Genomic DNA, 14,377 nt, shown 5'->3' with positions numbered 1-14,377 from the left:
CAATTTGACATTATCTATGCTCCATTTCCCTTATGATAAAGTCATTCCAGAATGACCAATAGAAAGAGGGAGAGAACGAATGAAAAGTTGGAAACGAACTGGTGTTGCGTTGGTGGCAGCATTGCTGCTTGTGGCACCTATGTCCGAGGGAGCGGTAAGAGCCGAACAGGGCGAGATGGCAAGAGTCCACGCAACAGGGGACTCGATAGCAAGGGACAATCAGCCTTCATCGTCATTGAATGAAAAAGGCACGACGACACTAGAGTGGACTACGACAGAAGCACGACTCATCGCGGAGACACTTATCGATGGTTATGGCGCAAGCGGCGTCCAATACGCGATTCGCAAGGATGGGGAAGTTGTGCTGTCGGGAGGACTTGGACTTGATGAAACGGGTAGCAAGGTACCCATTGCAAGTAGCGTCATGTTTGCTATTGGCTCAGTCAGTAAAATGTACGTGACTGCTGCAACGATGATGCTGGCGGACGCTGGCAAGGTGGATATAGATGCAAAGCTAACAGAATACATTCCAGATTTCACAATGGCCGATGAAAGGTACAAGCAAATTACACCACGCATGCTTATGAACCACTCGGCAGGACTTTATGGAAGCCATTATAGAAATAGCATGCTGTTTGCAGACAACAGTACGGAGAACCGAGATACCTTGCTCGAAAATTTGCGTGGCCAACGATTGAAGTCGGAGCCGGGTGAATATTCCGTCTATGCCAACGACGGATTTCAGTTGCTGGAGATTTTGGTGGAGCGGGTTAGTGGAATGAGCTACAGTGAGTTTCTAGCAACATATGTTAGTAGACCACTCGGGCTAACCTCGACGAAAACACCATTAGATAGGTTTGACCGCAGTCAAATCTACCCAATCCGTCTACCAGGCATCGAAGGAGTATTGCCAGTTGAAAATGCGAACGTTCTCGGAACTGGAGGCATTTACTCGACAGCCGAAGAAGTGACTCTATTCTCGGAGGTATTGACGGGTCAACGACCTGATCTCCTGTCAAAAGCATCAGCGCTCGCTATGCAGAAGCCAGAATACCGTAATGGGGTTTGGGTGGAAGGCAGCTCGAACGTCTTTGGCTATGGGCTCGGTTGGGATTCAGTTGATCTGGCTCCTTTTGATGCATACGGCATACAGGCAGTGACCAAAGGCGGTGATACGACTTTATATCATTCGGCTTACATTGCTTTGCCCGAGAAAAACGTTTCTATTGCACTCCTGACAGCGGGTGGATCATCGATGTTTAACACGGCCGCAGCATCCAATATGTTGTTGACTTATCTAAAGGAAGTGGGTGAGATTTCAAGTATACAACCGCTCACAGCCTTCGATACTCCCGTTAAGCAACAGATGCCTGATCATCTGAAAGCCTACGCTGGCTTATATGGAAGAGTAGATGCCACGCTCAACATTGCAATCGAGGACAGTGAAATGAAGCTTCCGGATATGCTCGGTGGCTTTATACCGGAGCAGAGCTACGTGTATACCGGCGATCAAGCCTTTACGGGAGAGGATGGACGCACGATGATCAGCTTTGACGAGCAGAGCAACGGACACACCTACGTTCGTGTTCGGAGCATAATAGAGTTTCCAGGTATCGGTCATGCGTCTATTGATTACTACGAGCTGCAGAGGTTAGAGGACAACAAGCTGGACGATAGTACGAAGCTGGCGTGGAAAGAGCGTAATGGAAAAACGTACTATACCGTAAATGAGAAGATTAATTCATTGTTCTATTTATCGCTTCAAGTTTTATCTAAAACGATTCAGCTTGACGAGGCAGGCAGCTATGCGAACGCAGCCTTGATTACAGATGATAACCATGCGGAGAACATTGTAGAAATTCCTGTAATGAATGGACGTGATGCCTTTGATCTGGACTTCTACGAAGAGGAGGGTGTTGAGTACTTGCAAGCGGGCGGTTGGACCTACATTAGTGAGCGTGCCATTATGCCGCTCTACAAAGGAAAAACGTCCATTGCAACGATTCAGACATCAGGCCACGCACGGTGGTTCCACATTGATGAAGGAGTTGGCGGCCGCACGATTACGGTTGATTACCCAGAATCAAGTGGTTTCGTCATCTACGATGCGAGTGGAATGCCACTACATGTTTCAACGATTAGCGGTAGCCATACCGCCGTTTTGCCAGAGAACGGCTTAATCGTCTTCGGCGGCGAAGCGGGTGATGTATTCAAGATTACACTAGAGCGCAAGGAGTAAACAGAAAGAAGGTCTATCTCAAAGATGGACCTTCTTTTCTTAGTAATGGGTGTTTAGTTTATCTTATGACTCCATATTGATCCAAACTGTTTTTGAAGCGTTGTCCCAAGTGACGGTTCCGTCCAGCGTCTCTACAAGGAAGCGCAACGGAAGCATCGTCGAATTACCGATCATAATTGCAGGTGCTTCAAGCTGCACGGTTTTACCGTTTACGATAGCCTTCGCGCTATCAATCCGCAATTCCACTGTCAGATTTGTCTTCTTCACAGTCACCTTTCGCGCTGCTCCGTCCCATCGTACGGTCGCGCCGCTTTGCTCTAGAATGCCTCGCACAGGTACGTACGTATAACCGTTACGCACGACAGCTGCTTGTGGCATGGTAGGGAATTGTCCATTTACAGCTACAGAGACCGCCTTCTTCTGCGGCGTATATGCGGTGATTTTGCGTAGAGAAACATGATAAACGGTGTAATCCGGTCCGATGACGAGCTCATCGTTGTTCTGATAGCTTACACTGCCGATCTTTGCACCGTTGCTAGTTAGCACTGTTGCACGAGTGGCTCCATCCTTTAAGCGCTCTAGCAAAACATGTCCATTATCGATTGCATATTCCAGATGGTATGTTCCTTCGGATAATCTCTTACCAGTATGTCGGTCGACGCGGTATATCTTTGATTGAATATTGCCGCCTTCAAAGTACAACACCTTTCCGTCCTGGCTAATTCCCCTAAGATTTACAATCGAACCCGTGTTAAATTTTGATTCCCATGCGACAGAACCGTCTGCATTCAGCGCAATGAAACGTCCCGTGCTATACACTCCGTTGTTTTCATAAATGACATTCAGATAAGTCTTTCCATCAGGATCTGTAATGCCAAAGTCTTGCCCTGAATAAAAGCTTGAGTCTTTCTTAACCTGATAACTCCATAGCTTTTTACCGTCGCTAAGCCGGTAGGCAACGGTCTGATCATCGAAGGTATTCATTACAATTTGCCCATTCTTTCGATCAATTGTAACGTAGTCGGCGCTTATTCTCTCGGGAACTGACCAAATTGTTTTTCCAGTTTGTGGTGATAAAGCAGTCAGTTGATAGGACTCCTCATCCAGCCAGGAGCACATTTGTGACATGCTGCAGGTCGTCCAGGTCAAGATCATATCGTCATTGATAATGACAGGTTCGTGATAGCCAATCGGAATATTCGTTTGCTTATAAAGCTCTTGGTGGGTTACCAGCTCCCATGCCTTCTTTCCACCATGCTTGACCGCTATTAATTTGTTCTTGTCGCTTACGTACAATCGTTCATTGTCTAGGGAAAACCTCTCTAGATATTCAACTCCAATTGAGTTTAGAAGAAATTTGCTCTTCGTTTTTCCTGTTTTCTTATCAATCGTAATAATCGTTTCACTTCGATGGTCCTGACCATCGGTATAAACCGATGCAAGGATCGCATTGTCCGTGATCTCATAGGTGTAGGCATGAAGGTCATTTCGCTTCCACAGTACTTTTCCGGATGGACCTACCATTCCGAATTCAAGAACATCTCTTTGATTCATCTCATGCTTAGCATAGAGGAGAGATCCATCCCCGTTAGCCTCGACAATCGATATTGTTGCATCGTAATCCGACTTGCCGGATGAAATTGACCAAGCTGCTTTATAGCCGTCTACCGATTTTGCAGCAGCCGATGCGTCTCCCCCTCCAAACGTAAGCATAGCAGCTACGATCGCTGTAACCATGCCAAGCTTTGCCCATATGGACATGGACATGCCTGACGCTCTTCTACTTTCCAATGCTAGTTTCCCCTCTCTCATGTTAGTGTTAGTGCAAGGTTCGGCACTGATTATAATAGAGTATCATAGGAATTTAATTTGCAGAAGTAAATGCATGTCAATCAACGGTATCAAAGGTCTCATCTAGTAGGATTTTCTTGGTCCTACCTTAGATTGTAATAATGACATTACCCTTTTTACGTTCAGTCTCAACATATTGGTGGGCGTCAGGCAGGTGCTCCAATGGATATCGACGATCGATTACTGCGTTTAGCGTTCCATTGCTTGCAAGCTCCATGAGAAACGTCAAATTCGCTTTGTTTTGCATTAGACCGGCTGTTGCAAAAACAGCCTTTTTTCCTTTAAACAAAGAAGTCCACAGCATCTGCAATACGATAGAAAGCTTGGGCTCGGTCGTCAGATATATTCCTTTGCTTGCAAGTACAGGTTTGCATGCGGAGAAGGAGCGTTTTCCTACAGCATCAAAAATGACATCATAGGTTTTATCCATCCTCGTGAAATCCTCCTGGGTATAATCAATAGTGAAATCTGCTCCTGCATTTCTGACCAGACCTACGTTACCTGCAGAGCAAACACCAGTAACTTCGGCGCCGTAGTATTTGGCTAATTGCACGGCGTAGATGCCGACCGCCCCCGAGGCACCGTTAATTAGCACCTTTTGTCCTTTCCGCAGCTTTGCCTTGTCTCTTAGAAACGTTAATGCGGTGGCCCCTCCGTCACAAATGCCTACGGCTTCTTCAAAGGTGATGTTGTCTGGTATAACCGCAAGAGGGCTATCTTCAGAAAGACAGATATATTCAGCATAAGCTCCGAAGTTTTTAACGCTCATACCCAATACACGATCCCCAGCTTCAATATGCTTTACTTCTGAGCCGATCGCTTCGACCACTCCGGCAAATTCACAACCTCCAATTGCAAATTTCGGTTTGGATAGTCCGTATATTAATTTAATCATGAACGGATCTCCCTTACGAAAAGCACAGTCCGATGGCCCTACTGCGGCTGCTCGCAGACGGATGAGTATTTCCTTACTTCCAGGCGATGGCTTTGCGATTTCTTGAAGGACAATCACTTCCGGTGAACCATATGAATGTTGTACCATAGCTTTCATGAATATAGCCTCCTATTATTAATTTTTCATCGTAAACAAACAATAATAATCTATTGTGATCCACTGTATTGATCCTTTACAAAAGGCTCCATGTAGGAAGATAATGGTGAAAACGGTAGAGAAGGAGCTGAAGAAAAATTTCACTGAAAAACATTTTCTACAAATATCTAACTGAACTCACTTCCCTAAACAAGGATGAACAGCAAGCCATTGTGGATGAGATTTATATAGAAGAATTCAAAAAAGGGACCGTTCTTTTTCAACAAGGCGATTCACCGACAGCTTGTTATTTTGTCCTGAAAGGATGCGTAAGACAGTATTCGATTGATGTAGAGGGACGGGAGGTCACCTCCAATTTCTATACTGAAGAGCAGGCGATCGCTGTTTTTGATCACAAACCAGATAAGATTTCTAACTACACATTCATATGCGTGGAAGATTCGGTGATGGTCGTTGGCGACTTGAATACGGAAAAGGACATGTATAACAAGCATCCTCAGTTGGAGTCGATGACCCGCAAGATGATTGAGGCAGACTTTGCTAAGATACAAGAGGAATTCGCTGCATTTATTGCTGCATCGCCCGAAGAACGCTTCAGATTGCTGCAATTGAAACGTCCAACTCTCATCGACCGTGTACCCCAACATCAACTGGCCAGTTATCTTGGCATGACTCCGGAATCACTAAGCAGAATTAAGAAGAGAATCAACCAGCTCAATAGCTGATCTAATACAATAACCTTGGAACACACTAGAATAACCTTCATCCTTCAGTCATGATAATATTGTAACTAGGGGAATGTTAACGCGCATTGACTTAAGTCAAGATCATACAAACTTGAAAAGGGAGTGGAGGACTAATCATTTACAAAGCAGCTCCTTACATATTTATAATTGGTATCTTTCTCGTTGTTTTGGATGGTCTTTGGATCGTGGATACATATGATGACTATGATACTTACCCGAGGGAAGCCTTTATCTTTTTGATTATCGGGTTATGCTTGTCGATTATCGCTTATATGATCATCCAGCTTAATAGAAAGCATGCTGCCCACAGTGAAAATAATATAATGACTGACCAAGCAAGAAGGGAAAACAATCAACATTTCATTAATAGGTTGTGGGAGAAACGAGAGAAAGTGGGAAACAAACTAGTTGTTATTCTCTTTGTTGTTCTCGTGATTATAGCTATCTTTGATTTTGGACTAGCAACAAGCTTGCTTCAGCCCATCATGTTCTTAGGAATGGTTGGAATATCGTTTGTTTATATTATGAAAGATGAAAATGAGGATATTAAAAAAGAGAAATTTCAGCCTAAAAGTGATAAGCTACAGAATTTTCTGCGTCTGATTGATTATAGAGAGCATCCTTTCAGCTTGGGGCTGATCTTGTTTGTTATCATTGTGCTGACGTTTCTAATGTCTAAGGAGTTCGGATTTGTGCTGAGTTTGGAGACCAGCGGTAATCCTATGTATGTCATGAGTTTACCATCTGCCGCTTTCATCTTATCAGGATTAATATTTGCCTGTGCGTTTATATATATCAATCAGCATTGTGATTTCCTCGGGATTCGCCAGACCGAGCAGGGGCAGTATAAACTATTCCAGATTCATTTTCTAGAAATTATTATATGCGGCGCATCTTTTTTAATCTGGATAGGAGTTCTAGTGATTGATGTAATCATAGGCTAGCAAGCATTGAAGGGCGGCTAAACAAATAGGAGAGGGGGGCGAGGCTTAGTGACTGAGGAAGAAGTGTTAATGGGCGGCAATGTTAATCACATTATCCGAAAGGAAAATACGGTGCTTCGACCGACTGGTTATTGGAGCCCGTCTGTGCATGGGTTGCTTAAGCATCTAGAGCAGCAAGGCTTTGAGGGTGCACCAAGATTTCTCGGCATCGACGACTCTGGTCGTGAAATTCTAACATTCATTGCTGGAGAAGTCACAGGGAACGATTACCCCGAGCTTGAATCCTACATGTGGTCGGATGACACACTTGTAGAATTAGCTCGTCTGTTGCGCCGTTTTCATGATGCTACTGAAGGATCTACGCTCTTAACGAAGGGGAAATGGCAGCTTAGTTATATCGATGAACGCGAGCACGAGGTAATATGTCATAACGATGCTGCGTTGTATAATGTGGTCTTTCAACAAGGGAGTCCTATAGCACTGATAGATTTTGACATGGCAGGACCTGGACCGCGAATGTGGGACATTGCCTATACCCTTTACACATCGGTTCCGCTGGCGAGCTTCGCACCTGACCATTCTTCGGATAAAACGGTACAGTATCGTAAGGATCTACATGCTACGGAGCGCCGTCGTCGAGTTCATTTATTTTTTGAAGCGTATGGAATACCCGTTCCTCATGAGCTGCGACAGTGGATTATACAACGACTGACTACGATGTGTGAAACATTGAAAGAAGGTGCATCAGAAGGAAATCTTGCCTTTCAAAAAATGATTGATGAAGGACACTTGGCTCATTATGAGAGCGAGATTGAATTCGTAACGGATCACTTCGAGGATTGGGTATAGAATAGAGTGCATGGGCATGAATCCAACCATAAAGGTATTTACCCACATAAATTATGACAAGGTAATCCATAAATAAAGAATGGTGGAGGAATGATCATGTCCGAGTTCGACCCACATAAATTAACAGTGAATCTTATGACACCAGCCACTTTCGCTCAGCCAGTGGAGGGAAGGAAATATACGCTAACGCATTCAGACATTACGGGCCAACTATTTTTAGATATAGGGTATATGTACAATATGCAGGTTGTTAATCCTCAAATGCGTGATGAAGTGCTGGCAGAGTGGAAGAAGGATGTAAATGGTCATTTAACATTAGCAGGAACAGCATATGTAGACGGAGGGGAATATAGCTCTTCCGCAGCGGGTATACGGTTTAAAATTTTCATGAAAGAAATGGATACTGCAATAAGTGGCATTGTCTATGGAGACCGACCATTCTACGCTCGTTATCCACTTCTTCTTGATGCCCCGATTTTTATCCATTACATGTCAAACTATCCTCAGTATCGTCAAGTGCTCTACTACGGTACACCGCGTCAGTATTTATCACAAATAAATGTTGTACATCGTTAAGTGTAATCACTAAAGGAGCGATCAGACGTATCTAATCACTCCTTTTCGTTGCTACCTACAGCTATTCCTGTCTATCAAACCTCTTAGTTATGATCCGTTTCTTGCGGTCTATCGATATCAAATTCGATATCATTAATAATCACTTTGTTTATCGTATCTAGCGGAATAGTCTTTGAAAAAGGAATAAACCTATCCGCATAGTAGTTACCATTCGTATCAGGACCACTATTACCTGACCAGCCTTCTAGCAGGTTGCCACGATCGAATACATCGTTCTTTTGCTGCAGTAACAACTCCTTCGTTCCTTCATTGAATAGCAACTCGATCTTATAATCATATTCCATCACATTCGTTTTGGAATCTATGGCTTCGAATGACAGTCCAAGCTCTGATAGATAAAGCTTTTTGAACTGATACTGATATCCATTCGTTGTATCTTCCGTAATATCCATATCAATACGATCTATAGTAGGTGACAGTGAAACTTCAATGGGGGTGTCTATTCCTCTAAGTGAAAATTGAAGAATGCCGTCGTGTTCGTATTGGTTGAGTTTAGATCTGCCTAAGAGGTATATTTTATAATATCTGATGTATGGTTCTCTATAATCTTCTAATTCCGAGATACCTTTGGCACTACCAACAGTTGGGGTTTCATAGTTACTATATCGATAGCTCTCGAAGCTTTCTTTACTGGACTCACTTAACGCCTCTACGGAAATAACAATATAACCCAAACTTGAATCGGTCACGATTTCATGGACTTTCAACTGATAGTCCTTGTTCGAGATCGTCTTTCCCACCGTAAGAACTTTTGCTTGCTGGATGCCTGTAATATAGCTAATGATAATTTTTATATCTTCTGCTTTCATTGCGTATGCCACACTGCCTGTTGTAATGACAAAGGCAGCTACAATCGCGCAGGCAGCCTTGGTGAACTTGCTCTTGAACGAAAATACATGTCGCTTCTTATCTCGTTGTATTTTACTCATGGTTAAACGCTTTATCCTGTCTAGATTAATCTCAGGAGTCCTTGTGTTGTAATCGGAATTCTCCATAACTATTACCTCCTCCTTCAAAACATTCGACGATTGTTCTCCTGCCTCTATAAATCTTCGACTTCACCGTAGACAAAGGAAGATTATACATCAGAGCAATATCTTCAAGTTTATAATTCCAGATATAATATGCATAGAGGATATCGTTATCTGGTGGCTTCAATGTAGCGATCAATTTCTTAATCGTTGCGACATTTTCTTTCTGAATCAGCGCATCGTCAGTTGTAGGGAAGTTATTTGCCATTGCAAGCTGATCATCGAGCGGCTGATCATGTTTCACATGTCTCCATTTATTTCGTGTCATGTTCCGCGCGATTTGTGCCAAGTACGGCTTTAAAGACTCGGTTTGTAGAATCTTATGCCTGCTTTTCCACACGGCATAAAAAACATCGGATACGACTTCTTCAACATCCTCAGCATGTAGTGATAATCCGCCAACTCTATAAACAACTGCAGCAATGTATTGACCGTATATAGTAATGAGCTCTTCTATTGCGGAGTCATCGTTTTCCTTAAGTCGTTGTATTAAGATGCTATCGCTCAACTTCATCCCTCCTCATCTACCTATACAAAGAATGTCAGAGAAAAGTTTCCATATCTACTTAAATTTATTTAAATGATATTTCAATCTTCAAACTTATGCCATTCCATATTTGTATAAAGTTGTTAAATTCGGACAACATATAGATGAAAATTTTGGAGGAGGCAGCTTAATGACTAATGATTCTCAACATGATAATGTTCAACGTGAAACATTAACGACGCGTCAAGGTCACCCCGTAATGGATAATCAGAACATTAAGACCGTCGGAAACCGAGGTCCAGCGACATTAGAAAATTACCACTTTATCGAAAAAATATCGCACTTTGATCGGGAGGAAATTCCTGAGCGAGTCGTTCATGCTCGTGGAACAGGGGCTTTTGGATATTTTGAAGCCTACGGCAAGGTCGGTGATGAGCCGGTGGAGAAATATACACGGGCAAAAGTATTTTCTGGTGCTGGAAAGCGAACACCGCTAATGGTAAGGTTCTCCACGGTAGCGGGGGCTAAGGATTCACCAGAAACAGCAAGGGATCCACGCGGCTTTGCTGTGAAGATGTATACAGAGGATGGGAATTGGGATCTCGTAGGGAATAATTTGAAGATTTTCTTCATTCGCGATGCGATGAAATTCCCTGATATGATTCACGCCTTTAAGGCTGACCCTGCCTCGAACGTGCCTAATCCACAGCGGATGTTCGACTTCGTTTCTCGTTCACCAGAAGCGACTCATATGATTACGATTCTCTTCTCACCATGGGGGATTCCTGCAACCTATCGTCATATGCAGGGTTCTGGTGTAAACACCTACAAGTGGGTTAACGATAAGGGCGAAGCGGTTCTCGTTAAGTACCACTGGGAGCCTAAGCAAGGGATTCGCAATTTAACGCAAGAAGAAGCCGAAGCGATACAGGCGAAAAATGTTGGCCATGCTACACAAGACTTATATGAAGCAATTGAACGAGGGGATTATCCAGAATGGGAGCTTTTCGTGCAAATGATGGAGGATGACTATCATCCGGAGCTTGATTTTGACCCGCTTGATGATACGAAGCTTTGGCCGGAGGATAAGTTTCCATGGCTGCCGGTAGGTCGCATGGTGCTTGATCGCAATCCAGTAGATTATCATGCGGAAATTGAGCAAGCTGCATTCGGTACAGGAGTTCTTGTTGATGGTATGGACTTCTCCGACGACAAAATGCTGCAGGGTCGTACCTTCTCTTACTCCGACACGCAGCGCTATCGTGTTGGCGCAAACTATCTGAAGCTGCCTGTAAATGCACCGAAGGTGCCCGTTCATACGAACCAGCAGCGCGGTCAAATGGATGTCCGTGACCCGAAAGAGTCAGGAGAGAATCCTCATATTAATTATGAACCGTCGATGATCGGTGGCTTTAAGGAAGCTAGCACCGAAGGTCGTGCTCCACATCACCCAATGTATCATGCGGCAACGATGAGTGCACCGATTGATCGTCCGAACAACTACGGTCAGGCAGGGAATACATATCGTGAATTTGAAGAGTGGGAGCGCGAGGAATTGATTAAAAACCTATCTGAAGCGCTGGCGGTGTGCGACCCACGTATTCAAGAGGCGATGATTGAACACTTCACGCAGGCCGATCAAGATTATGGGCGACGAGTGAAGGAAGGTATTGCACAGAAAATGAAAGAGATTGAACATATGAAAACAGAAGGTAACGTTCCAGGCCGTGAATCAGGTATTTCGAAATACGGTCAAGGTACAATTGATGCGAATCAAGCTGTAAAGGACGCGGTTAAGAAAAGCCACGAAGCAGACCCATATTAAAAGCAAAGCTATACTTATAGAGAAGGTTACCCTAAGGCTTCAGATGGAGCAGGACGGGGTAGCCTTCTTTTTTGCTTTAGCATATTTTGCATGATTTCAAGTCATACTAACGAAAACTTAAGGATGGTGCTGGTATTATGTCAAGCCAATTTCAGCCAGGGCAAGTCGTGTATGTCATTATACGAAACCCTCATGTTCAAGGTGTAGCTAATGTTCAAGAGGCAGCAGTCGTGATGGATCCTAACTCTCCCGGTAGCCTTTCGCTATTTATGTACGAAACGTATTATCCATTAAACGAAGAGGTTGCTGTATATCAAACAGCGAGTGAAGCAGAAGAAGCCTATAGGGAGGCTTTTGGATACACTGACGTGGAGGGTTTATATGGTTAAGCCTTTCGTTCCTCAGCTAGTTTATGTCGAGCCAAGAGCGCTGGAATATCCTTTAGGCAAAGAATTGATTCAAAAATTTGAATCGATGGGCATTGAAATTAGGGAGACAACGTCTCATAACCAAATAAGAAACCTACCTGGAGACAATGATTTTCAAAAGTATAGAATTGCGAAGTCTACGTTAGTCGTTGGGGTTAGGAAAACGATAAAGTTCGATACGTCGAAGCCTTCTGCAGAGTATGCGATTCCATTTGCAACGGGGTGTATGGGGCATTGTCATTATTGCTACTTACAAACGACGATGGGCAGTAAGCCGTATATTCGCACCTATGTCAATCTCGATGATATTTTTGATGCAGCGAATCAATATATGAAGGAAAGAGCTCCGGAGATTACAAGGTTTGAAGCATCCTGTACATCGGATATCGTAGGCATTGATCACTTAACGCATTCTCTAAAGAAGGCTATTGAGTTTTTTGGTGAGTCTGAATACGGCAGATTGCGGTTTGTCACTAAATTCGAGCATGTGGATCATTTGCTTGATGCCAAGCATAATGGTCGAACCCGATTTCGCTTTAGTATGAATGACGAATATATTATTAAAAATTTTGAACCGGGAACGTCCAGACAATTGGAGAGAATGGAGGCGGCTAGGAAGGTGGGGGATGCTGGATATCCATTAGGTTTCATTATCGCTCCAATTTATCTACATGAAGGCTGGAAAGAAGGCTATAAAGACATGTTTGAAAGACTAGAAGCCAATCTTTCCGAGGCCAGCAAGAAAGACCTCACCTTTGAATTAATTCAGCATCGATTTACGAAGCCTGCGAAGAATGTGATTGAAAAGAACTATCCGATGACCAAGCTGGAGCTCGATGAAACGAAGAGAAAGTGGAAATGGGGACGATACGGCATCGGGAAATATGTATATACAGACCAAGAGCAGCAGGATATTAAAGAAACGCTTGGCAGATACATTAATCATTACTTTCCTCAAGCAAAGATTGAGTACTTCACATAAAGGAATGCTATGCCACTATAGACACTTATGAAAGCATTATGCTAAAAAAAGAGTCTTGTTTACAAGATAAAGCTGTCTGTCAGAGTATCACATCTCCACTGACTACAATATAATGTGTCAACAAGTGTAATGAGGTGATGATCCTATGGCAGTAGTAAAAGCCAGGAGTCAAGATATAAGCATGTTGGCGAGATTGCTTCGAGCGGAGGCTGAAGCCGAGGGAGAACAGGGAATGCTCCACGTTGGAACGGTGGGCATTAACCGAATAAGAGTAAATTGCTCCGACTTTAAAGATATTCGGACCATTCCTCAAATGATTTACCAGCCACATGCGTTCGAGGCGCTGCAGCATGGTATGTTCTATCAAGGTGCAAGAGAGCGGGAACGCCGTTTAGCGCAGCGTGCAGTCAATGGGGAGCGGAGCTGGCCAGCCAAATTCTCGCTGTGGTATTTCCGTCCAGGATCATATGATAATCCCGGACCATGCCCGTCAACATGGTACGATCAGCCGTTTGTAGGACGATGGAAGAAGCATTGTTTCTATGAACCAACGGCAGAAGAATGTGAAAATGTATACAACACGTATTAATACTGCGTGTATATTCAAATGTAAAAGTATATTAAATGCGCCAGCCCCCTTATATGCAAATAAGGGGGCTGGTGTTTTTGTCATGAGATTTATTTGAAAATACCAAATGGTTTACCAAGCGGAAGGAACTTGCGTCCAAAGTGAACATTTAATACAGACGCGCCGCAGCCGTATAGGGACATCAACGCAATACCGAGTTCAGCATATGCGGCAAGGGTATGGAAGACATGAGGTGCGATTCCAAAAGCGTCTAACGTTAAACCTATAAACAGTAAATCTATAAGTACGAATATAATAAACAGTACTTTATGTGTTTCCATAGCGCCAATTGTCATGAATAGAGTAAAAATTAGATAACCTAGAAATGCAAATCCAAGCTGTTTTCCGTCGATATCTGCAGCTAGTAGCGGCCCAAAAGCACCGAGCTTCATTAACCAGCTGCTAGCGACGCCGAGCCAGAAGAAACCATAGGCAGCGAAGGCGGTCATACCGAATGTATTATTGTGCTTAGCGTCTTGAATCGCTGCAAAAATCTGTGCTAGTGCTCCAAGGAATATCGCCCAAGGGATAACAAAGCTGAGCCCTGTTGTCAGACCAAGTTTTTGTGAGGATGCTACTAGCGTGACGATTGCTAGCCCAAACAGACCAATCCCACTTGGATCTGCTGTAATGATTTGTACCGATTGTTTTGTGTGTGTTGTCATAGATGCCTCCACTTA

General features: G+C 43.7%; 14 protein-coding genes. 9 read left to right on the top strand and 5 right to left on the bottom strand.

Features of this window, described 5'->3' with window-relative positions; all coding sequences use genetic code 11:
- The first annotated feature begins 79 nt into the window (after positions 1 to 79).
- Positions 80 to 2,239: a serine hydrolase domain-containing protein gene (locus M3180_RS09050; RefSeq protein ID WP_251667063.1), complete on the top strand. Its 2,160-nt coding sequence runs from the start codon at positions 80 to 82 to the stop codon at positions 2,237 to 2,239.
- Positions 2,240 to 2,302: 63 nt separating this feature from the next.
- On the opposite strand, the gene M3180_RS09045 is transcribed toward M3180_RS09050, so the two are convergent.
- Positions 2,303 to 4,030 (bottom strand): stalk domain-containing protein, encoded by a 1,728-nt coding sequence (locus M3180_RS09045; RefSeq protein WP_251667062.1) that lies wholly within the window; start codon positions 4,028 to 4,030, stop codon positions 2,303 to 2,305.
- A gap of 148 nt (positions 4,031 to 4,178) precedes the next feature.
- Positions 4,179 to 5,141 (bottom strand): NAD(P)-dependent alcohol dehydrogenase, encoded by a 963-nt coding sequence (locus M3180_RS09040; RefSeq protein ID WP_251667061.1) that lies wholly within the window; start codon positions 5,139 to 5,141, stop codon positions 4,179 to 4,181.
- Between the two features lie 143 nt (positions 5,142 to 5,284).
- Between M3180_RS09040 and M3180_RS09035 the strand changes: the two genes are divergently transcribed.
- From M3180_RS09035 to M3180_RS09020, 4 genes are all read left to right on the top strand, one after another.
- On the top strand, positions 5,285 to 5,866 hold the full coding sequence (locus tag M3180_RS09035; protein WP_251667091.1) for a Crp/Fnr family transcriptional regulator: 582 nt from the start codon (positions 5,285 to 5,287) through the stop codon (positions 5,864 to 5,866).
- A gap of 206 nt (positions 5,867 to 6,072) precedes the next feature.
- A complete protein-coding gene (locus tag M3180_RS09030) occupies positions 6,073 to 6,831 on the top strand; it encodes a hypothetical protein (protein ID WP_251667060.1) in 759 nt (252 codons plus the stop codon).
- Between the two features lie 48 nt (positions 6,832 to 6,879).
- The gene (locus M3180_RS09025; protein WP_251667059.1) at positions 6,880 to 7,680 is read left to right on the top strand and encodes a phosphotransferase; all 801 of its coding nucleotides are present in this window, start codon (positions 6,880 to 6,882) and stop codon (positions 7,678 to 7,680) included.
- Positions 7,681 to 7,776: 96 nt separating this feature from the next.
- Entirely contained in the window at positions 7,777 to 8,256 is a 480-nt protein-coding gene (locus tag M3180_RS09020) for a staygreen family protein (protein ID WP_251667058.1), read from the top strand.
- 83 nt (positions 8,257 to 8,339) lie between these two features.
- Here M3180_RS09020 and M3180_RS09015 read toward each other — a convergent pair whose 3' ends face one another.
- The gene (locus M3180_RS09015) at positions 8,340 to 9,245 is read right to left on the bottom strand and encodes a DUF4179 domain-containing protein (protein WP_251667057.1); all 906 of its coding nucleotides are present in this window, start codon (positions 9,243 to 9,245) and stop codon (positions 8,340 to 8,342) included.
- Positions 9,246 to 9,276: 31 nt separating this feature from the next.
- Positions 9,277 to 9,855, bottom strand: coding sequence for an RNA polymerase sigma factor (locus M3180_RS09010; protein ID WP_251667056.1), 579 nt, complete (start codon positions 9,853 to 9,855; stop codon positions 9,277 to 9,279).
- A gap of 169 nt (positions 9,856 to 10,024) precedes the next feature.
- Here M3180_RS09010 and M3180_RS09005 point away from each other — a divergent pair, with 169 nt between their 5' ends.
- The 4 genes from M3180_RS09005 (at position 10,025) to M3180_RS08990 (ending at position 13,658) form a co-directional block, all read left to right on the top strand.
- Positions 10,025 to 11,659, top strand: a complete 1,635-nt coding sequence (locus M3180_RS09005) for a catalase (RefSeq protein WP_251667055.1) — start codon at positions 10,025 to 10,027, stop codon at positions 11,657 to 11,659.
- Between the two features lie 137 nt (positions 11,660 to 11,796).
- Positions 11,797 to 12,048, top strand: coding sequence for a transcriptional regulator SplA domain-containing protein (locus tag M3180_RS09000; RefSeq protein ID WP_251667054.1), 252 nt, complete (start codon positions 11,797 to 11,799; stop codon positions 12,046 to 12,048).
- Positions 12,041 to 13,069 (top strand): spore photoproduct lyase, encoded by a 1,029-nt coding sequence (gene splB / locus M3180_RS08995; RefSeq protein ID WP_251667053.1) that lies wholly within the window; start codon positions 12,041 to 12,043, stop codon positions 13,067 to 13,069. Before M3180_RS09000 ends, splB begins: the two co-directional genes overlap by 8 nt.
- Positions 13,070 to 13,214: 145 nt before the next feature.
- Entirely contained in the window at positions 13,215 to 13,658 is a 444-nt protein-coding gene (locus tag M3180_RS08990; RefSeq protein WP_251667052.1) for a cell wall hydrolase, read from the top strand.
- An 89-nt stretch (positions 13,659 to 13,747) separates the two neighbouring features.
- Here the strand turns inward: M3180_RS08990 and M3180_RS08985 are convergent, their stop codons facing one another.
- Positions 13,748 to 14,374, bottom strand: a complete 627-nt coding sequence (locus tag M3180_RS08985; protein ID WP_432806915.1) for an acetate uptake transporter — start codon at positions 14,372 to 14,374, stop codon at positions 13,748 to 13,750.
- Positions 14,375 to 14,377: the final 3 nt, after the last annotated feature.

It is taken from the genome of Paenibacillus camelliae, assembly GCF_023715345.1.
GTDB classification, from domain to species: Bacteria; Bacillota; Bacilli; order Paenibacillales; family Paenibacillaceae; genus Pristimantibacillus; species Pristimantibacillus camelliae.
This window is presented reverse-complemented; position numbering and strand designations above follow the sequence as displayed.

What these genes read in the sequence shown, in the direction of transcription:
- M3180_RS09000 (WP_251667054.1), top strand. Translation starts at nt 11,797, where the DNA reads ATGTCAAGCCAATTTCAGCCAGGGCAAGTCGTGTATGTCATTATACGA.
- M3180_RS09020 (WP_251667058.1), top strand. Translation starts at nt 7,777, where the DNA reads ATGTCCGAGTTCGACCCACATAAATTAACAGTGAATCTTATGACACCA.
- M3180_RS09040 (WP_251667061.1), bottom strand. Translation starts at nt 5,141, where the DNA reads ATGAAAGCTATGGTACAACATTCATATGGTTCACCGGAAGTGATTGTC.
- M3180_RS08990 (WP_251667052.1), top strand. Translation starts at nt 13,215, where the DNA reads ATGGCAGTAGTAAAAGCCAGGAGTCAAGATATAAGCATGTTGGCGAGA.
- M3180_RS09015 (WP_251667057.1), bottom strand. Translation starts at nt 9,245, where the DNA reads ATGAGTAAAATACAACGAGATAAGAAGCGACATGTATTTTCGTTCAAG.
- M3180_RS09005 (WP_251667055.1), top strand. Translation starts at nt 10,025, where the DNA reads ATGACTAATGATTCTCAACATGATAATGTTCAACGTGAAACATTAACG.
- splB (WP_251667053.1), top strand. Translation starts at nt 12,041, where the DNA reads ATGGTTAAGCCTTTCGTTCCTCAGCTAGTTTATGTCGAGCCAAGAGCG.
- M3180_RS09050 (WP_251667063.1), top strand. Translation starts at nt 80, where the DNA reads ATGAAAAGTTGGAAACGAACTGGTGTTGCGTTGGTGGCAGCATTGCTG.